Genomic DNA, 20469 nt, shown 5'->3' on the forward strand with positions numbered 1-20469 from the left:
CCGTTTTTTTTATATTTTCGCAGTTCGGTTTCTAACCGTTCATCTCTTTAAACTTTTTCGTTTATTAATTCCTTTACCTTGTTTGGTCAATCAATATTTGATCATTCAAATCCGTCACATAGGTATTGATATTCTGAAAATCTTAAAAAACAAAGTCTATGAAAAAAATCTTTGCCGGTTTAATCATGATGAGTGCGCTGCTAACAGAATTAAATGGGCAGGCACCTTTGGTTTCTAATATCTGTGATTCAGGCGACCCTATTATTGCCACCATTGATAGTCTGGTAACCATTGATAATGTGGTACGCTTTAGGCAAGCAACCCAAGCCAATAAATATCCATTGAGTACTACCGATGTATATGATGTACCGGTATTTGCCGATGAGGTATATGCTGAACGTATTTCCAAAATGACTTCGCCCATTCCATTTACTTTCAACACTCAGGTTAAGGCTTATATCAATGTATATGCAGTTCAGAAACGTGAAGGCACCAAACGCATTATGGGGTTAAGCAATATCTATCTTCCTTTGTTTGAACATGCCCTTGAGCGCGAAAATCTTCCCCTTGAGTTAAAATACCTGGCCATGGTAGAGTCGGCCCTCAATCCAACTGCCGTATCGCCTATGGGCGCTACGGGTTTATGGCAGTTTATGTATAACACAGGAATATTGTATAACCTCAACGTTAATTCCTATACAGATGACCGCAGAGACCCTATAAAATCAACCGATGCGGCATGTCAGTATTTTAAAAAGATGTACGATATCTATCACGATTGGTTGCTTGTAATTGCTTCTTACAATTGTGGACCGGGCAATGTTAACAAGGCTATTATACGTAGTGGTGGCAAATCCGATTTCTGGAGTATTGCCCCATACCTACCTGCCGAAACCAGAGGATATGTACCCGCCTTTATCGCCATCAGCTACGTAATGAATTATTCGCGCGAGCATAATTTAATTCCGGTACCTCCTTCTATTACCTATTTCGAAACTGATACACTTCATATTACACAAGCAACTTCTTTTGCAGCACTAAGCAATAATCTGGATATACCGGTTGATGTGTTGTGTTTTTTAAACCCTACTTTTAAAAAGAAAGTAATACCACAAGCTAAAGGAAGCGAATACCATGTGCTGCGCTTACCACACGATAAGGTAATTGCCTTCGTGCAAAAGCAATCGATTATTGAGCAGGAAGCAATGGCAGAACTGTCGCGCACTCCTGTAATCAAATTAAGCAATGGTCGCACTAATTATAGCATAGCCGAAGAGGAAGCTAAGTATACTTATGTAACAAAAACCTTAAAAAAATTACACACTGTACGTAAGGGAGAAACAATAGACCGGGTTGCTAGCAGGTATCAGTGCAGTGCAGGAGAGGTAAAAGGATGGAACAAGCTTAAATCAACCAAATTAAGAAAAGGTCAGCGCTTAACCGTGTATGCAAATACACAAGTTAAAGTATTAAAAACGGAGGCAGAAGCATCCATGGCTACGAGTGTTCAAAAACCTGCTATCACTTTTACGGATGCTGCTGTTGCTAACAACAGCGAAAAGCAGGAAATGGTTACGCTCACAAAAAAAATAACATATAAGTGCCGCAAAGGGGAATCGGTAGCGAGCATTAGTAAAAAAATGAATTGCAGTGTTGCTGAATTAAAAAAGTGGAATAATATGCGCAGCAATACCATTCATCCAGGAACGAATTTAATCGTTTACAGAACGGTTAAAGCTCCCGTTGATATTAAGTTTCAAAAAACCGAACCTGCTATTCAAAATCTGGTTTCACGTACCGAATCGCTCGATACCACCATTATGGAATCTAATAATAGTGAACTTGCTGCTAAAGAGCAATCGGAGTTTAAGGTTCAAAACAAGGCAACAAACGATAAAAAAAATCCAACGTATACCTACTACACCGTGCAACCTGGCGATACTCTGTGGAGTATAGCCAAGAGTAAAGGGGTAACGGTAGACCAGCTTAAGAAATACAACAACCTGACAAGCGGTAAGCAAATTAAAAAGGGCTTGCGACTAAAGGTAAAGCTAATCGGATAATTCAAGGACAGATTTCCTATCTTAATTTTTTTGTTACGGTGATGGTATATTCTCCATACCGCTCATTTTTTTTGTACTACATTTTTTAAAGTGGTTATTACGTCCTTATTAAATTACCCAGCTAACTTATTTTCCACAGACCAGAAATAGTGGTTTGCTTACTAACAGTTTTCAGAAGATGGTTGAATAAAATTATTTGGCTAATTCATCCAAGTGTGTAGAATATTCATTACATTTGGATTTGCAATTTCGCAGTATTATCAAGCATAACAGCAAACACACATCAAATGATTACACTTAGAACAAGACTTTATTTTTCATTTCTTTTGCTATTTTTACCACTGGCCAATATGCACGCACAAAATGTGCGCATCGCAAATACCACTGGAGTCGGCAATGCTTCGTCAGTGCTTGATTTGGATGGTATCTCGGGATTACCTCAAGCCAAAGGGGTGCTGTTACCACGAGTAACAGAAGTACAACGAACAGCTATGAATCCTTTGCCGGCAGCGGCACAGGGACTACTAGTTTATCAAACAAATACGGCAACCAATCCCGAAGGTTTTTATTTCAATGTAAGCACTACTATTACACCATCATGGAGGGGATTACTGAGTACAGCTAACGGATGGACCACCACCGGCAATACAGGTACCATTGCGGGCACCAACTATATAGGTACCAACGATGCGCAGGCATTTGTTGTAAAAACAGGCGGTATTGCAGCTACAAACGAACGTGCTCGTTTTTTAAGCACGGGGCCATTTGTAGTTAATAATATTTCTGCAATAGCAGGCGATGTCTTTTCAGTATTTGGTTCAGGTACTACGAATGGAGCAAATACGAACACATCAGCACTTGGCGATTTTCCAATTAATGGATACTCGGCAGCTGCAGGAGCAGGTGTTTATGGCGAAAATGTAGGAACAGGGTATGGTGTAATTGGATTTGGAACTTCCTCTGGTGTATATGCATCTACCAATAGCAATACATTTACAACCGGCTTATTTGCCGAAAACTATAATGCAGTGCAAGCGTTGCCTGCAAATACCAGTATCTATGGAGCATATGCCTATACAAACCGCATAGCCAGCGGCACAGGTGTTGTGCGTGCATTAGCTGCAGTAATAGATGCTACAGTAACTAGTGGTAACACCTACGCATTTCAGGCACAAAATTCAAATCCCTCAAATGGTTCTTATGGCATTGTTGGTATGACCTTAAGTGCAACAGGAAACACGATAGCTACGTATGGACAGGCTTCTTCATCTAACGGTATTGGGGTTTATGGATTGACAAATGTAGCATTATCAAACCCCGCACCGGGTACCTTTGGATATGGAATACTAGGAAGGGTAGATGGTCCCGCTACAATTAACGGAACGCTTTACGGGGTAAGAGGCTTAGCCAATACAACTATTACCAGCGGTGCGGCTTATGGGGTATATGGTTCGTCAAATAGTGTGTCGGGATTTGGAGTTGGCGCTTATAATCTCAATGCAAGTGGAACCGGTTTATTAGCAGGTGGTCAGGGTGTGCCCAGCCTTTTGTATTTAACAGCTGGCAGTGGAATTGCAGCTAGTAGTAATACACTTGGAGTGTTTGCCAAAGCCACAACTGCAGCATCAGGCATAGGGTTATTAGCAGTAGGAAACAATGCCGCCAATTTAACCTCAGCTAATGGAGCAGGCGTGATTGGTGTAGGCACCAAATACGGAGTAATGGGTTTTGCTACCACCACGGTAAATACTGCGGGTAATGGCAACAGTGTAGCCAATGGAGTAAATGCCGCAGCAGGGGGTTATTTTGAATGTCAAAATGCTGGAGCAGCTATTTCTTGGGCCTATGTAGGAGTAAGGGATGGTGCAGGCACCAACTATAAAGTTATAGGCAATGGGGCAGTAGGTACGATTGTAAAAGATACCGAAGATAATTACAGAGCAATGGCATGCCCCGAAGCTCCTGAAGTATTGTTCCAGGATTATGGTCAGGGGCAATTAGTAAATGGAAAAGCACACATTACACTAGACGCTATCATATCCAAAAATATAAGCGTAAACGATCAAAATCCTTTAAGGGTATTTATTCAATTGCGAGGCAATTGCAGTGGAGTATTTGTACAAAATGAAAATGCATTTGGGTTTGATGTGATTGAGTTGAACAATGGAAGTTCTAATACAAAGTTCTTTTGGTCTATTGTGGCCAATCGTGCTGATGAGAAGTTGCCAAGTGGAGAAGTAAATGTTTATGCCAATAATCGATTTATTGCAGCACCGTCTTATCAGATTACCAAGAAAGTTACCGAAGAAAAAAGCGATACTTCGACTGAGCAAATAGCAAATGAAATAAAATTGCTAGCACCAGCTCAGGAAATCAAACCATCGGAAATGCCTATTCCTATCCGCTCTAAATTTAATAAGAACAGGTAATTCACATCTCGATTTATTCCATTGTTTTATTAGCGTTTATTGAAGTTGCCGCTTGTGGGTTATTGGAATGCTTGCATTGCAATTTTTTTTTGAGAACAATTAAATTATATTTGGTGTAAATTTCTAATCCAATTTAATATGAAAAAAGTAAGCGTATTAGCAATGCTGCTAATGGTATTCATTCAAGCAAATTCGCAAAGTGCAAAATGGAGTCATCGGGTTATAACCACTTCACGATGTGGTAGCACCAATGGGCACGATGTAGTTTTTGATAACCTCGGAAATACATTTGGTTTGTTTAATGTAACCAACCCAATTAATAATCCAGTTGGTTGTTTAGATCAAAATGATTTGGCTGTAATTAAATACAACAGCAGCGGTAATCAAACTGCATATTTCGAATACGACCTCGATGGATTAACCTCAAATGATTACCCTGTAACATTAAAAAGAGAGAGCAACGGCAATATTTATACAGTGGCTAATAATGGCCCATGGACATATCTCTTGAAATTGAATTCTGCATTGGTGTTGCAGTGGGAAGCTCGCTTTTATGGCATAACCGGAGTCGATTTGGTAATAGCCAATAGTGGAGCATTTGTTATTGCTAATAATGCTGCCGGTGCTGTTATATTAAAATATCGTAAGACCGATGGGCTACTCCTTGACTATGATATTAATATTGATGCTCAGGTTAGTGAAGCCCGTACCAGTGGGAGTGCCATAGCAATTACAGGATATAAAAATACCGCCACTAATGCCAAAGCCTGTTTTACAGCTTTGTACGATACTACCGTAGCGTTGCAATGGGAGAAATTGCATAACGGACAAAACGGAGCAACAGACGATTTTGGGGTGCAGGTTCAACTGATAAATAATAATGTTTATACGTTGGCAAAGTCGTTTCAATCTGCCTCAGGAAATGACTATGTGGTAATAAAATATGACTTGGCAGGCACACAATTATTCAATAGGAGATTTAAGAATTCGGGCATGGCAGATGATAGCCCGGTTGATATGGAAATAGATGCAGTAAATAACAATATATATTTTGGTGGCAATACTTCCATTAGCAACAATTGGATTTTCTATCGCCTAAATAGTAACGGTACTCAAAGATGGAAAAAAACATTTAATACAAATGCAGGAGTAATGAATCAAATAATGGCCATTACCATTAACGCAACAACAACAGATAGTGCCACTAAAGTATTTGCTTGTGGAAGTTATGATGTAAACTCTCCAGATTGGGGTTCAGGAGCCAGGTATTTTGTTTTGGGTCTAAATGCTAATAATGGCACAACTGCCTTAATTGATACAACCAACTTTTTCGAAAGCAATTCAAGTCTCAATTTAAGCGAAGTGAAAGTTAATAGCAGCGTTTCTCCCAAAGAGCTCGTAGTAATTGGCGGAGGCTATCCTCATCCCGGATTTGCCGTTGATGATAAAGAAATTTATATTAAATGCTATACCAATGCTTCGTTACTCAATCAGGATACCCGAACCATGAATGAGCAGGAAGCGGCTTTTCAAATTGTTCCAAATCCTGCTCTTGATTACTTTGTCATTGATGGCCTTAATGAGGATGTACCTATTACCGTATACGATGCGAAAGGAAGTATCGTTGAAAAATTAGTATATGATGGCAATGCACTTAATTGTAGCACATGGCTCAAGGGCATATACACGTTGGAGTTTACCATCAATAGCAAACCCGAAAGAGTCAAAGTAATTAAGTAGTTGATAATGCCCATCGGGCATTATAATTGTGAGGTGTTTTTTAGTGAGTTTTATTCCACATCAGAATTAACTTTTGTTTTGATCTAGCTGTTTGTACTTGTAGGAAAACAGTTTTATTAGCGAGTATTTATATGAAATCGAAACTGGAGTTAGCGCTTAGTCATTCAATAATTTTTGAAAATTTAGTTTTTGGCAAATCCTGCTTTTTGCTTCCAATAAGCTAACACCTTAACAACACTGCGAAACCAATCGAGCCGCAGCGACAGATAAAGAAACAAGGTCATTAGCCAGATTACAACAATGTTGCACAAGTAGGTTGGATAGTAATGTCCCAAAAAATATTTTTGATGCACGAAAAATGGAGCGCGAAAACACCCCTTCTCACTTATCATATACACTGGTTGATGCAACCTGATTAATTTACTGTCTGCCGCCTTAATTCGCTTGAGTTCCATGTTGTTTAGCACCATGTCGCTCAGGCTCTGATTACTGTAATGTTGTTCAAGTTGATTTAATGTGATGTCATTATCGCCCAGTTGCTTTTCTACCAAAGCCTGCTTTTTTGCATTGGCAAGATTATAGTCATTAACCTTTTGCTTTCTGAACTCTTCGAGTTTTGCTTGCAGCAAGGTAAGGTTATCTGAACTAATCTCATATGTACGATGATTGTAACCTGATAGCGCTATCTCTTTGCTGTTAATCTCATCGGCAAGCATGCACTTGTAATTTATTGGCACCTTTAAATTTTTAGAAACAAAATTTTTATTAATGCTCATTACCGAATCTTGTATAACGGGGAGCCAAATGTCTTTCAGATAATAGGCGTTGCTCAATTGAGCATCGTATGCGAAAAAAAGTTTGTTGTATTGATTGTTTTTAAACTGATGAACGGCCAGACCTTCAAATGCCCAACGCGAAGCCATAATCTCGCCTATCATTGGTACCTTATCATTGCAGGTAATAGCAGGATGCAGATTCTCATATTTTACAATCACCCCGCTCAAAATAATTTGAGGTATTATTAAAAGCGGAATTAAAATATAAATGGTTACTACCGAATTGAATGTTTTTGAAATATTGAGACCGAGCATATTGGCAAAGCAGGAAACGGTAAAATACATCAACCAATAATCGAAATACATTCCTCTTAATTCAAAAATAAAATTTGAAATAACTACAAACAAGGCAGCTTGTATGGCACTGATACCTGCCAGTAAAACTATTTTTGCCAAGAGGTAGCTATCTTTGCTTAGATGCAAGAATGCCTCGCGTTTAATAATTTTTCTGTCACGAAAAATCTCTTCGGCACTTAACATGAGCCCGGTAAATAAATGCACAATTACACCCATAAAAATAAATGCCGGCAGGTTAATATTTTTATAAAAGGAGTATTGCCCTGTGGTATGATAATTTTTCAGGAAAAAAGACAAAATAAAAGCAAGCGCAGGTGCTATACCAAGAGTAATTAGCAAGTATTGCCTATTATTAAGTTTGCTTACTAAATCGCGCTTTAAGTAAATTGTAAATTGTTTTAGGGCTGACGGCTTTTTTGTTTCAACAGGCGGAAGTGTTCCCGAAGGCTTAGTATGCGTGTTCAAAAAATTCCCATTCAATTGCAAATATATTTCGTTCCATTGCTTAGGACTTACTTTACGTTGGTTAAGTTGATTACCAAACTCATCTACCACCTTAGCTTCGGCAATTTCAAAAAGTTGTTCGGCATTTATATTTCCACAGGCATCGCATTCACTTACGCTGGCATCAGCAAAGTTGGCATTCTGTTTAAAGTGCAATACAGCATCGCTGGGATTACCATAGTAAATAGGATAACCGCCATTATCGAGCAGCAAGAGACTGTCAAATAATTTAAAAATATTGGAAGACGGTTGATGTATTACCACAAAAACCAACTTGCCCGAAGCGGTTATCTGCTTAAGCAAATCCATCACTGTTTCGCTATCGCGCGATGAAAGGCCGGATGTAGGTTCATCAACAAATAGAACAGCCGGTTCGCGCACAAGTTCAAGCGCAATATTTAATCTTTTGCGCTGACCTCCACTTATGGTTTTATCTAAAGGTGAGCCCACCTTTAAATTCTTTACTTCCATTAGCCCAAGTGCACCAAGTGTGTTATATACTTTTTGTAATAATGCAATGTTATCCAGATTGCCAAAGCACAACTTAGCATTGTAAAAGAGGTTTTGCTCAACTGATAATTCTTCTATGAGCAAATCATCTTGAGGCACATACCCAATCAATCCTTCAAGCGCTTGCTTATTGGAATGTATGTTGATACCATTAATACAAACTGAACCAGAAGTTGGCGTATGATTAGAGTTTAAAATATTCAGAAGCGTTGACTTACCGGCACCACTGCCTCCCATTATACCTATTAAGTTTCCAGAACGGGCTTCAAAACTAAGCGAATGCAAACCTACCTTGCCGCTACGAAATTTATAGGTAATGCTGCTAACCTGATAAAAGAGTTCGCTTCTATTTTGATTGTAATTAAGGGCATGCTCAACTTCGTTAAAATAAATTGGCTGCATACGTGGTCCGCGTATTACTGCGCCTTGAGCAAATACATGGGCATTTTGATCAACCAACAACAGACCATTAAGTGTAAGCGTGTTGTTGCCAAGGTTGCGAACAATATATAGGTTGGCTGTTTTTATAAATAGGATAAGAATCTTGCCGGTTAATGTTTCGCGCATCATTTGTGGCAACGATAATTGATTATCATTTTTTGCTGTGCATAATAATACCGCTGCATCACTACTAAGAATGTTGTCTGCAGAACTCTTTATAAACAACAGGCATCGAGTTGCATCGGCCAATTCAATGTTAAACGAAGACACAACCGTATCCAAAAATTCTTGTTCATCATTATTTATTTCCTTTCCCGATGAATAGGCAAATTCAAACAAACGCAAAAGCACGATGTACTTTTGCCGAATATTAAGTTCTGCATTTATATCGCTGCATATGCGCAGCACTTTAACAGAATTTACAGATACACGCTTTTTTTGCTTATCAGGGTCCGCCTTGCCTTGTAAAAAAGATAAGTACTCATCAAAAAAATTAAGATAAAAATCGACCAGCGAAGGATTGATTTGCTGATTAAGGAATGAATGAACAACTGCACGGCCATTACGAGCATCCTGCTCAGTGTTTGCTAATATAGCAAACAGTTGCATTAGTGCTTTTACAATTTTATCACTCATAAATGAAATTACTCAAGGGCGAGGTTATGCTGCGAATATACCTTTAGTAATCAGGTTAACAAAAATATTGTGACCTCATTGCGCTTACAGTATCAAGTTGAAATTATCTCCATTGAATTTACTAATGATGAATTACCGATATTCTAATTAAAAAGAATTCCACTATAATATGCTAATGCATTACCCCAGCTGTAATTTTGTAAACCCTAATAACGAAAATACCGAAAACAAAAAAAGGGCATTACGCCCTTTTTCCTTTATCATTTTTAAGCAATTACTTGGTTATCGAGTTGCGTATAGAACTCACTTTGGCAGCCATTTCGGTTAGCATTTCTTTCGTAATGGATTTAGCATCGGCAGGCTTCTTATATAGCTCAAGCAATTCTGCAAGTTCCTTGTTTAAGCCGGCAAGATCTTTATCGCTACTAAACTCTGAAGTGGTTTTTACTATATTTTCAAGATGCAAACGTTGTTCCCACACACGTTGATAAAGTGACTCAATAGCTGCTGTGCGCTCCTGATTTTTTAATGAATTCAACGTTATATGCTGACCTTCTATCCAACTACCAACCAATATTTGACTGGCAGTAGCAAGGCGCTCATTGCTGCGCAGGTACTTGTCAGTAGCTGCATAAGCCATATCGGTAATGCGCATAATTGAATCGCGATTTTCAGCGTTTCGCTGAAACGATTCAGCAAATTGATCAAAAGTAGCACCAAGCCCAAGGTTTTGTGCCAACGTGCGGGTGGTATTAAAATACTTTAATGCATCGGTATTGCGACCGTTTACAACCAGATATCCAAGGTCAACACCAAAAATACCAAAGTTCAAGGCCTGACTGCCGGCTGTTTTATAATTATCAATATTATCTGTTGAATTTATCAGTGAGCCATCGGCTGGTATATTAGCCTTAGCATATTCATCAAGCACCATTAATGGTGGTGGTATATTCGCTATGGTATAGCTAAACTCATAACTGGCTTTTTCGTCAACAGGGGTAGTATCCACCGCTGCTACATTGGCAGTACTATATGTTTCTGCCGTATTGTTAGTGCCGCAGGAGCTTATTGCAACTGCCCCGGCTATAGCTATTGCTAAGCAATATGATGCTTTATTCATTTGGTTTTTCTTTTTGATTTTAAGCGAAAACGTAAGCAAGGCAAACGTAATTGATTTTTTAGAATTGACAAAGCAGGTGCTAAATTTTACAATCTTTATATATCTTTGAGTACTATTCGCGTCAGACCAATACATATCTAGATAAAAATAGCTGAACTTATAATATAAGTTTACCTATGCAAAATATAATTTTTAGCGCTCTCTAAAAATAAACCGGGATTTCTTGCTGCTAATTTGTACTATTAACTATGAAGGCGATTTTTTTATGATTCCATTAGAAAAAAGGCTCACAACAGAAAATTGCGTAATAGCAATAAAACTACTTATCAATAAAAAATGATGTCAAAAAAATATAGCTGGCTCTTCATATTAATGATGTTGCACACATGCCTCAAATTGCAAGCTCAGGTTTTTGAAGAAAAATTTTTCTATGATATAAGCATGAATAAATGCGACAGCACACAAGCATATTACCAGGAAATATTAACGTATTATGACACCACCTATGGCCAAAGCATTGGCAAAATAAAGTTATTAAAAAAATATGGAGGCTTAATTTGGGATGGAGATTACTCAAGTATAGCAGATCGTAGAAAACAAGGAGTAACCACAACCTTTTACGAAAACGGTAATGTAAAATCATTAGCCAACTACAACAGCGATTTGCTCGATGGCGAATTGTTATCTTATTATGCAAATAATCAACTAAGACGTAAGGATTTTTATGAACGAGGCAGGCTGTTGTTTGGCAATTGTTATACCCAAGAAGGAAAAGACACTGCGCACTATGATTATAATATTATGCCCCAGTATCCAGGAGGAAACAATGAATTGCTAAAATTTATTGCCGAACAAATTGAATATCCCGAAGAGGCGTTAGATAAAGGAATAACCGGTGTGGTGTACACTAAATTTACCATAGATCTTAATGGCAAAGTAAAAAATATACATTTAAAACAACCTGTGCACAAATTGCTTGATTCAGCTGCATTAAAAATAATAGGTAAAATAAAATCGAAGTGGCTACCCGGATATCTTGATGGCGAACCCATTGAAATGGAAGTAGAATTACCAATCAGTTTTACTTTATGATATTGGCAAATGCATAAAAAGGAAGCTGTTAACTTAGCCATGCGTGGCAATTGTGGATTCGGCTATACTGTATTTTTAAATATAATTGCCCAGTTATAAACTCAAAATGAAAAATTTTGAGCCACGAGAATTTTAATTATTGTTCGCTATGCATTGAATAATTTTCTGCCTGCAAGCAACTGGTTAAGTTTAAAAAAGCTTGACGAAATTGCACTTTGATTTTTTCTTAGTTAATTCACCAATTCAAACTACAAAATGATGATAGCTACACTTCAAAATTTCAGAAGTCAAATTTCAGGAGTATTAATGCTAGTGACATTTTTTATAAGTTGTAATAAAAAGCAAAAAGCCAACATGCCACCACCAACTTCTGTTGTCAATTTGCTTTCGGAAGAAGAACGTGAAACCAGATTCGAAAATTGGTATGATTGGTTGCACAAAACAGCACCGGGCACTAACTGGAAAAAAATTGAAGAACAAAACATGCTGACCGATGCGGCATTAAAACAATCGCAACCGATGGAAATGATGGACGCATTTGCCAATGGTCAAATACAAGCAACATGGAGTGAGAGAGGCAGCCTAAATCAGGCAGGAAGGTGCATTGCCCTTGACTATTATAAACCGCTAAACCGAATTTATACTATTGGCGATGGCGGTGCTTTGTACCGTGGTGTGCCCGATAGCTCCAATTGGATTTCGGTAAACCATAATTATAAATTTAATAACCGCGTATTAAAGGTTGTAAAAAACAACAATAATCAGCCGCGCATTATTACTGCTGTTGGCGAAAACATTTTGTACAGCGATAACAATGGTACTAGTTTTAATACCTCAACGGGAATTAGTTTTCCGGTTAGTTGGGGCGGCAACTTTGTACATCAGGTAGTTGGCGTAGATGATAGTCTGCGCACGTTGTATGCAGTTACCCGTGCATGGGACTCAGGGCCTTGGGCACCAAGGTACTGGCTTTACAGAAGCACCAATAAAGGAAACTCCTGGACTAAAATATTTACTTTCAATTCAGGTAGCGACAACCGCCTTCAATTGTGGGTGCCCTATGGCAGCACAAAATTAGTGTATGCTTTAACGAACGAATCAGGGGGTTCTACCTCTATGTTATATGAGATAAAAGGAATAAATGTAGCCATCAAAAATACGAGCAATCAATTGCCTGTAAATACCAACCTCGACTTTAAAGGTATTAAGGTTGGCACAAAATATTTATTTTTTGCATTATGCAATAACAGCGTCTATAAGAGCAACAACTTTGGCGCCAACTGGGCATTGATGGGCACTACACCCGAGAATGTTAGTGTAATGGGAGTTTCGATAGTAGATAGCAACCGTATTTTTACCGGAGGGGTAAATGCATTTAGAAGTTATAATGGTGGTTTAAACTTTACCAAAATAAATGAATGGTGGGAATACTACAGCAACATCAATGGTAAGCTTCATGCCGATCTTTTTAACTTTCAGTTTTATAAGAGAAACAATGGTACAGAATTCGGAATTATAAATTGCGATGGTGGTATGTGGCGCAGCGAAAACTACTTATCGAGCGTTACCAACATTAGTTTAACAGGGCTAAATATTTCTCAGTATTACGATGTTTTGTACGATCCTTCGAACAGTAATTATATGTATGCAGGGTCTCAGGACCAAGGCTTTCAGCGCAGCAATACTGCGCTTGTACCAGGTAAAATAAATTTTGAACAAGTAATTAGTGGCGACTATGGCAAGATGCAGCTTACCCGCAACAACCAAACACTTTGGACCGAATACCCGGGCGGAAGTATGTACTACTATTACAATAAGACCGGTCCGTTGTCGGCCACGTACTCATTGCCCGGCAGCACTAAGCCGCTTTACGGTTGGATGCTGGCAACAGCAAGAGCTTATCCGTTAAGCAACAATAAAATTTATATGGGCGGAGGCAACATCAATGGTGGTTCAGGATCATATATAGCCACGTTGACAGGAAGTAGCAACGCAATCAGCGCAACCCAAATTAATTATGATTTCAGAGCGAACTCTTCCAATGGAACATCGGGTATTGCGGCAATTGCTACCACTCCGGTTGATGCCAACCGCATCTATGTGACCACCGAAGATGGCACCATTTTTTACAGTACCAATGCAGGCAGCAGTTGGACAAAAAATTCAAGTTTCACTGGCCCCGGACCTTTTTATATTACCGGCAACGCATTACTTGCTTCAAAGAAAAATGCGAACACCGTGTGGCTTGGTGGCGCAGGGTATAATAACCCTGCCGTGTATGTAAGTGCCAATGGTGGCGCAAATTTTACAGCAATTACTAACGGCTTGCCGGCAACACTTGTGTTTGATCTGGAGGCCAATGCTGACGAAACTGTTTTGTATGCTGCTACCGAAGCCGGCCCGTATGCATATATTGTTGCCGATAATATGTGGTATAATATTCGTGGCACCAAGGCTGCTTATCAATCTTACTTTGCAGTTGATATGGATACTACTGCCAATGTGGTACACTTTGCATCGTACGGTCGTGGTATTTGGGATTTTAAAATAACTTCATCTCCGATGGTTGCCAATCCTGTGTCGCGCAATTCCATGAGTACAAACAGTGCAGACACTGACAACTATCATTTTCCGGAATCTTTAAACCTAGTTAATTTACATAGTTTTGCAGCGCAACAACTAATTGATGACTTCACTATTTTTGATTTAAATGGCAAAGTCTTAATAAATGCAAATTCAAGCCCTGCTGACGTTCAAGCATTACCGGCTGCTGTTTACCTGGTGCGTGTGCAGATAAAAGGGAAAAATTTTGTAAGGAAAATGGCGATTATAATAGACAACTAAAAACCAACTTAGTATAAAAGAAATGAAAATTGATAAGGTTGATAAGATTACACACAAAGAGTTTTACCATGAGTATGTAGTGCCTCAAAAGCCGGTGGTAGTTACCTCTAACGTGATTTCCTATCCTGCATTTGGAAAACTCACTCCTGATTATTTTGCAAAAAAATATGGGCATCTCAAAAAGGAAATTAATGGCATAACCTATACATTGGAAGAAATACTGTTTCTGATGAAAACATCCACTGCCGAAAATCCATCGCCCTACCCATGCGATATGCACATAGACAAAGTTTTTCCGGAAGTACTTGAGTTGTTGCAAAATGATTTTATATATGGAAAGGTAGATCGCATCAATCATCCGTTAATGCCTAAAGCATTTACAAAGGCTACTAAGATTAATGAAATGTTTTTTGGTGGTAAAGGCTCTTTCTTTCCGTTTCTGCATATAGATGCCATGTATTTACATACTCAGATTACGCAATTATGGGGAGATAAAGAATTCTTTATGATACACATTGATCATACCGACAAAGTTTATCCGCGAACAGATAACCCTAAAATTTCATGCGTACGTAATATCTTCAACCCCGACATTGAAAAGTATCCGAAATTTAAAGATGCTGAAATAAGTTCGGTAATGGTTAAAGAAGGAGAAACAGTATTTTTTACATCTCAGTATTGGCACACTACCAAAATACATAGCGAATGTATTAGTTATGGCCGTGTTCATCTTAATCATACTAATTGGGATGGTTTTATGCAAGACAACTACGAATTGTTTAAAAAATACCATCCGGGTTTAACTCCTCTTGCAAAGGCGTATGAGTTTGGACTTGATAAGTTAATGAGATTGCAGGAAGCACTCAAGTAGTACTTCACATTATTTTTTTGAAAAACGAAGCGAAGTAGCAAATCCATCTATAGTGGTTTGCAAATGCATGCTGCTTTTGGTAAGACTTCGGATTACAAAATCAGCCTTTGGCATCATTAAAAAAGCTCCCGTATCGCGCACCAATGAATCTGCCATTACAGGTCCGTATATCCGTAACGATTTCTTTCGCTCTTCAAAATTAAAATTGCAATTAAGCGCTGGCAGCGAGTTGCTCAGCCCGCCCGCAACATATTCCTCCTGATAGCAAGTAGGGCAGTTGATTTTTAAACTTGTATTATTTTCAGTATCCTTTCGTTTAAAAAATTCGAACTCGCAGGTAAAACCATTTCGAATGTAATTTGAGGTAAGATTGTTATTATCGAAATTAATTTCGGTCAACTCCCATTTTCCCTCCAATCTGCCCAAGGGAGTTTTAAGCATAAGCCCACTGTCTTCCGGATATTTTTTACAACCGGCAGATATCAGCAATATGGAAAACAAGGTGAGGCTAAAGAATTTCATCTTAATAAACAATAGATGGCAAAGTAAGCAGGTTAATGGTTAAGTTCAAAATTTGATTTGGTAAGGGTTACAAATATTAAAAGCAAAAAAAGAAGAAGCGAAAGGCAGTTTATATAACCTTACAAGTCGCTTTCATCTATTCCAGTAAGTTCCTTGTATGCACTATTAAGTTCAGTACGTGCGTGATTATTATTTAATCGCTCGGCAAGTTTTATTCCGGCCATATAAATACTTCCTGCTTCAACCGAATTATTAAGTCGTTCGTACAATTTTCCTAAATGATAGTATGCAGCAAGATATCCCGGATGCCGATGCAGCAGTTGGGTAAAATAATTTTGGCTTTCATTTAAATTATCTTCACGCGCATACTCAAGTGCCAATGCATACAAAGTAAAAGCATCATTTGGCTCCATCTGTAGGAAGTCCTTCAGCGATTCTATGCGACTTTTAATTGACATGCTTAACTCCATTTTTAAGATTGCTGTTCTTGCGTTTACCAATATGGTGCCAAAATTAGGCTTCCTCTATATAAATGATAGAATTTTACCATTTTTGAATGTGAATAATACCTACGCTTTGGCGAATCTTATGGATTTCGATTCTTAGTAAAATTTAATAATTCTGGAATTTCAAGGTTAATTTCTTCTTCTTTTTCCTTTTCGATAACTGCCTGCTTTCTTTTTAAAAAATTTTTGTTCAATAGAGTTTTCGAAATGCCAATGTTGTTTCATTTAATTTTGTTGCTACAATGCGATGTTAGGCATTTCTAATTCTAAGATATTAGTTTAATCAATGAAAAATTCTAACATCCCTCTTATATTAATTACAGCCAAAGCAAAATATGCCCATAATTAGAACGGAAGCTTATTTATTTAATCTGCTGACTTGATTATTCTAAATAAATAGTAGTTTTAGGTTTCATTGTTATCCTATTACAAACCCTTTTGAAAAATAAATTGGAAAATGAATTACAACACATCCTCAATGATAACATGCTAATAACCATCCTGTATCATAGATGCTTCAATAAATTATCATTTAGGTTCTGCAATAGTTTGATAATGCGGATATTATCGTATTGTAATATCAGGCAGTGATACCTCATTGCCATTATCCATTTACCCTTTTACGCAAAATCTGAACAAACAACTTGCAAAAGAAATGTAAAACCTGGTTGTAACCGTAAGGGTATATGATGTTCTGGTTAGTATAAAGTTGAAAGTCTAAAAACAAACAGAGGTACAAATTAAATAAGCAGGTAGTAGGAAATATATTTGTCGTATTAAACTTATTATATCAATTGGTAATAAAAGAAATTGTCAATAGTTTTTATTGAGGTTTAGCAGGCACGTAATTGAAAACGCGATATAATATTAAACCCTGCTCAAGAAATAGATTTTTGTTGTTACCTGAGAAGTCGCATTCCAGTAATAAGCGTGGCGAAATATTAATTTCGGGCAAGCCCAAAGTTTTCACTTCATGGTTTATATAAAAGTGTTTTAAGAGCAAGTTTAATTAGATATTTATTTTAAAGTTTATTAAAACCGGACTTAAGAATCAAAGCGATTCAAAAATTACAATTACTAAACCGTGCTAATTTCTATACATTTGCAATCGTTTATAATAAAACAAGTCTTAATTAGTTTTAAAACAAAAGACAATACAGTATGGAACAAAACATCATAAACCTGATAATGTATTTAGCGGTACCACTAATTATGCTGGGAGCTGTGTATGTGTTGATTCAAAAATTTTTGGAACGCGAATATAAACTCAAGCTTATTGAGCTAAAGCGGATGATGATGAAAGACACCTTGCCCATGCGTTTGCAAGCATATGAGCGGATGATTCTTTTTCTTGAACGAATATCTCCAAATATGCTGTTGTTGCGTCATGTTGACCCATCTACCACTGTGCGCGAAATGCAATTGCATCTGATAGAAACCATTCGTTCTGAGTATGAACACAACATAACGCAGCAGGTTTACATTTCACCGGGAGCATGGATAATTATAAAAAACGCGAAAGAAGAAATGGTACGCATCATCAATACTGCTGCCGATAGCCTCAACCCCATGATGCCACATATTGAGCTGGGCAAAGCCATATTCGATATCATGATACGAAACGAAGAGTTTCCAACCCAAAAAGCCATTGATATATTAAAATCAGAAGTTGGACAATTGTTTGGATAAAAAATAGCAAGAACAGAAATGAATATAAAGAACGACTCGGGCATCGAAATTCAGCAAATCTATACAGAGGAATCGGGCCTGAAGCAAGCAGCCGGAGAATTTCCATTTACACGAGGCGTACAAGCGGACATGTACCGTGGTAAATTATGGACCATGCGCCAATACGCAGGGTTTAGTACAGCCGAAGAAAGCAATCAACGTTATAAATTTTTACTAAGTCAGGGAACAACCGGGTTGTCGGTAGCATTTGACTTACCAACACAAATAGGGTACGATAGCGACCATGAATTGTCGGATGGCGAAGTGGGCAAAGCAGGAGTTGCCATTGACTCATTGCGCGACATGGAAATTCTTTTTGATGGAATTCAACTCGAATCAATCACAACATCAATGACCATTAATGCCACAGCAAGTATTTTACTAAGCATGTATATTGCTCTGGCAAAAAAACAAGGTGCCAACCTTGACAATATTTCGGGCACCATACAAAATGATATATTAAAAGAATATGCTGCCCGAGGAACGTATATCTATCCTCCCAAGTCAAGCATGCGTATTATTACCGACATTTTTGAATATTGCAGTAAGGCGTTGCCAAAATGGAATACCATTTCTATTTCGGGCTATCACATACGCGAAGCAGGTGCTACAGCAGTGCAGGAACTAGCCTTTACCCTTGCCGATGGCAAGGCATACCTAAAGGCTGCTATAGACAAAGGTCTCGATATAAATATTTTTGCCCGCAGACTTTCTTTTTTCTTTAATGCTCACAATGATTTTTTTGAAGAGATAGCAAAGTTTCGCGCAGCGCGCACACTATGGGCCGATATTACAAAAGAGATGGGTGCAACCGATGCGCGGGCGCAAATGTTACGCTTTCACACCCAAACCGGAGGAAGCACACTTACTGCCCAGCAACCATTGAATAATATTTCGCGTGTAACACTGCAAGCATTGGCGGCAGTATTGGGAGGAACTCAATCGTTGCATACCAACGGATTTGACGAAGCACTATCGCTGCCAACTGAAGAGGCCGCGCGCATTGCTTTGCGCACACAACAATTAATTGCTTACGAAAGTGGTGTTACTCAAACGGTTGATCCAATGGGTGGCTCGTATTATGTAGAAGCCCTTACCAAAGAAATGGAAAGTAGTGCCAGAGATTATATAAAACGAATAGATGATATGGGTGGTGCAGTTGCCGCCATAGAAGCAGGATATATACAAAATGAGATTGCTGCCTCTTCGTATCGCTATCAACAAGCCATTGAGCAAAAAGAAAAAATTATTGTTGGCATTAATAAATTTGCCATAGACGAAAAACCTGCCATGAATGTGTTTACGGTTGACAATACCATCAGGCAAGTACAAATAGAAAAAATCGATAAACTTAAATCAGAGCGAAACAGTAACGATGTAACAAACACCTTAGCAGCTTTATCACTTGCTTGTATAGATGGCAGTAACCTTATACCTCCAATACTTGCAGCATGCGAAGCCTACTGTACGCTGGGAGAAATTGCAGATGTGATGCGTGAAGTTTTTGGTGAGTATAAGGGATGATTTTTCTTGAAAAAAATCCAGACCAAGCTTTTCGTCCATTAAGTGCTAGTTTCGATATTAGTACATTAAATGCAAATACTTTTTTCATTTAATTAAACGGGATGATAATAGTCATAAATGAATATCCCGGAATAATGTATAAGTTTGCAATTGTAATATCCTACTCCAGCCATGTTTGAAAATATAAATCTGCTGATAGCTGACGACCACGCCATCATACGTAGGGGTCTAAAATTCTTAATCGATACTCAGTTCAAAGGTATACCGATTACAGAAACAGATTCATTATCCGGAATATCCCAACTAATTAATGAAAAAAGATTTACGCACTTGATACTGGACATGCAGTTGCTTGATGGAAACATTCTTGAAATATTTTCGACTATCAAAAATGAACATCCGGAAGTAAAAACTCTTATTTACAGCATGAGTAGTAAGGAGGTTTTTGGAAAACGCATGATTGAGTTAGGGGCAGATGGATTTTTAAGTAAAGAGTCATCAGAAACTGATGTCATAAGTGGACTGGATTTATTTTTTAAAGGGAAAAAGATTTTTTTGAGTATACTCAAGACGAACACACTAAGTGGAAAGTCGAGCAATCCGTTAACCTTATTAAGCGATAGAGAGCTCACCGTATTCACTTACCTCATAAAAGGAATGGGAGTAAAAGAAATATCCAATAAACTCAACTTAAAGCCTACTACCGTAGCCACTTTTAAAGCACGTATTTTTGATAAGCTTGGTGTATCAAATGTGATAGACTTACAGCAGATTGCCGAATTTCATAATATTAAAGGTAGCTGAAC

The 20469-nt window shown here is 38.1% G+C and carries 13 protein-coding genes; 9 read left to right on the plus strand and 4 right to left on the minus strand.

The genetic code is table 11. The annotated features are described in order from the left end of the window. Positions 1–158: 158 nt before the first annotated feature. The 3 genes from IPO27_04320 (at position 159) to IPO27_04330 (ending at position 6232) form a co-directional block, all read left to right on the plus strand. Positions 159–2063, plus strand: a complete 1905-nt coding sequence (locus IPO27_04320) for a LysM peptidoglycan-binding domain-containing protein (GenBank protein ID MBK8845823.1) — start codon at positions 159–161, stop codon at positions 2061–2063. A gap of 350 nt (positions 2064–2413) precedes the next feature. Next, positions 2414–4492 (plus strand): hypothetical protein, encoded by a 2079-nt coding sequence (locus IPO27_04325; GenBank protein MBK8845824.1) that lies wholly within the window; start codon positions 2414–2416, stop codon positions 4490–4492. 138 nt (positions 4493–4630) lie between these two features. Beyond that, positions 4631–6232 (plus strand): T9SS type A sorting domain-containing protein, encoded by a 1602-nt coding sequence (locus IPO27_04330; GenBank protein MBK8845825.1) that lies wholly within the window; start codon positions 4631–4633, stop codon positions 6230–6232. Positions 6233–6414: 182 nt separating this feature from the next. Here IPO27_04330 and IPO27_04335 read toward each other — a convergent pair whose 3' ends face one another. Continuing rightward, positions 6415–9456, minus strand: coding sequence for an ATP-binding cassette domain-containing protein (locus tag IPO27_04335; GenBank protein MBK8845826.1), 3042 nt, complete (start codon positions 9454–9456; stop codon positions 6415–6417). Positions 9457–9730: 274 nt separating this feature from the next. Continuing rightward, the gene (locus IPO27_04340; protein ID MBK8845827.1) at positions 9731–10576 is read right to left on the minus strand and encodes a hypothetical protein; all 846 of its coding nucleotides are present in this window, start codon (positions 10574–10576) and stop codon (positions 9731–9733) included. A 336-nt stretch (positions 10577–10912) separates the two neighbouring features. Here IPO27_04340 and IPO27_04345 point away from each other — a divergent pair, with 336 nt between their 5' ends. The 3 genes from IPO27_04345 (at position 10913) to IPO27_04355 (ending at position 15383) form a co-directional block, all read left to right on the plus strand. Continuing rightward, the gene (locus IPO27_04345) at positions 10913–11668 is read left to right on the plus strand and encodes a TonB family protein (GenBank protein MBK8845828.1); all 756 of its coding nucleotides are present in this window, start codon (positions 10913–10915) and stop codon (positions 11666–11668) included. 255 nt (positions 11669–11923) lie between these two features. Next, a complete protein-coding gene (locus IPO27_04350; GenBank protein ID MBK8845829.1) occupies positions 11924–14512 on the plus strand; it encodes a T9SS type A sorting domain-containing protein in 2589 nt (862 codons plus the stop codon). A 22-nt stretch (positions 14513–14534) separates the two neighbouring features. After that, positions 14535–15383, plus strand: a complete 849-nt coding sequence (locus tag IPO27_04355) for a cupin-like domain-containing protein (GenBank protein ID MBK8845830.1) — start codon at positions 14535–14537, stop codon at positions 15381–15383. A gap of 9 nt (positions 15384–15392) precedes the next feature. Here the strand turns inward: IPO27_04355 and IPO27_04360 are convergent, their stop codons facing one another. Together IPO27_04360 and IPO27_04365 are read right to left on the minus strand one after the other, a co-directional pair. Further along, complete coding sequence (locus IPO27_04360; protein ID MBK8845831.1) at positions 15393–15905, minus strand: hypothetical protein; 513 nt, start codon at positions 15903–15905, stop codon at positions 15393–15395. Positions 15906–16024: 119 nt separating this feature from the next. Continuing rightward, complete coding sequence (locus IPO27_04365; GenBank protein ID MBK8845832.1) at positions 16025–16363, minus strand: tetratricopeptide repeat protein; 339 nt, start codon at positions 16361–16363, stop codon at positions 16025–16027. A gap of 1209 nt (positions 16364–17572) precedes the next feature. Between IPO27_04365 and IPO27_04370 the strand changes: the two genes are divergently transcribed. The 3 genes from IPO27_04370 (at position 17573) to IPO27_04380 (ending at position 20467) form a co-directional block, all read left to right on the plus strand. After that, positions 17573–18100 carry a hypothetical protein gene (locus tag IPO27_04370; protein ID MBK8845833.1) on the plus strand — a complete coding sequence of 176 codons (528 nt, stop codon included), beginning with the start codon at positions 17573–17575 and terminating at the stop codon, positions 18098–18100. A gap of 18 nt (positions 18101–18118) precedes the next feature. Next, the gene (locus tag IPO27_04375; GenBank protein MBK8845834.1) at positions 18119–19663 is read left to right on the plus strand and encodes a methylmalonyl-CoA mutase; all 1545 of its coding nucleotides are present in this window, start codon (positions 18119–18121) and stop codon (positions 19661–19663) included. 171 nt (positions 19664–19834) lie between these two features. Beyond that, positions 19835–20467, plus strand: a complete 633-nt coding sequence (locus IPO27_04380; GenBank protein MBK8845835.1) for a response regulator transcription factor — start codon at positions 19835–19837, stop codon at positions 20465–20467. Positions 20468–20469: the final 2 nt, after the last annotated feature.

Source organism: Bacteroidota bacterium (assembly GCA_016714535.1).
In the GTDB taxonomy this organism is placed as follows: Bacteria; Bacteroidota; Bacteroidia; order AKYH767-A; family OLB10; genus JADKFV01.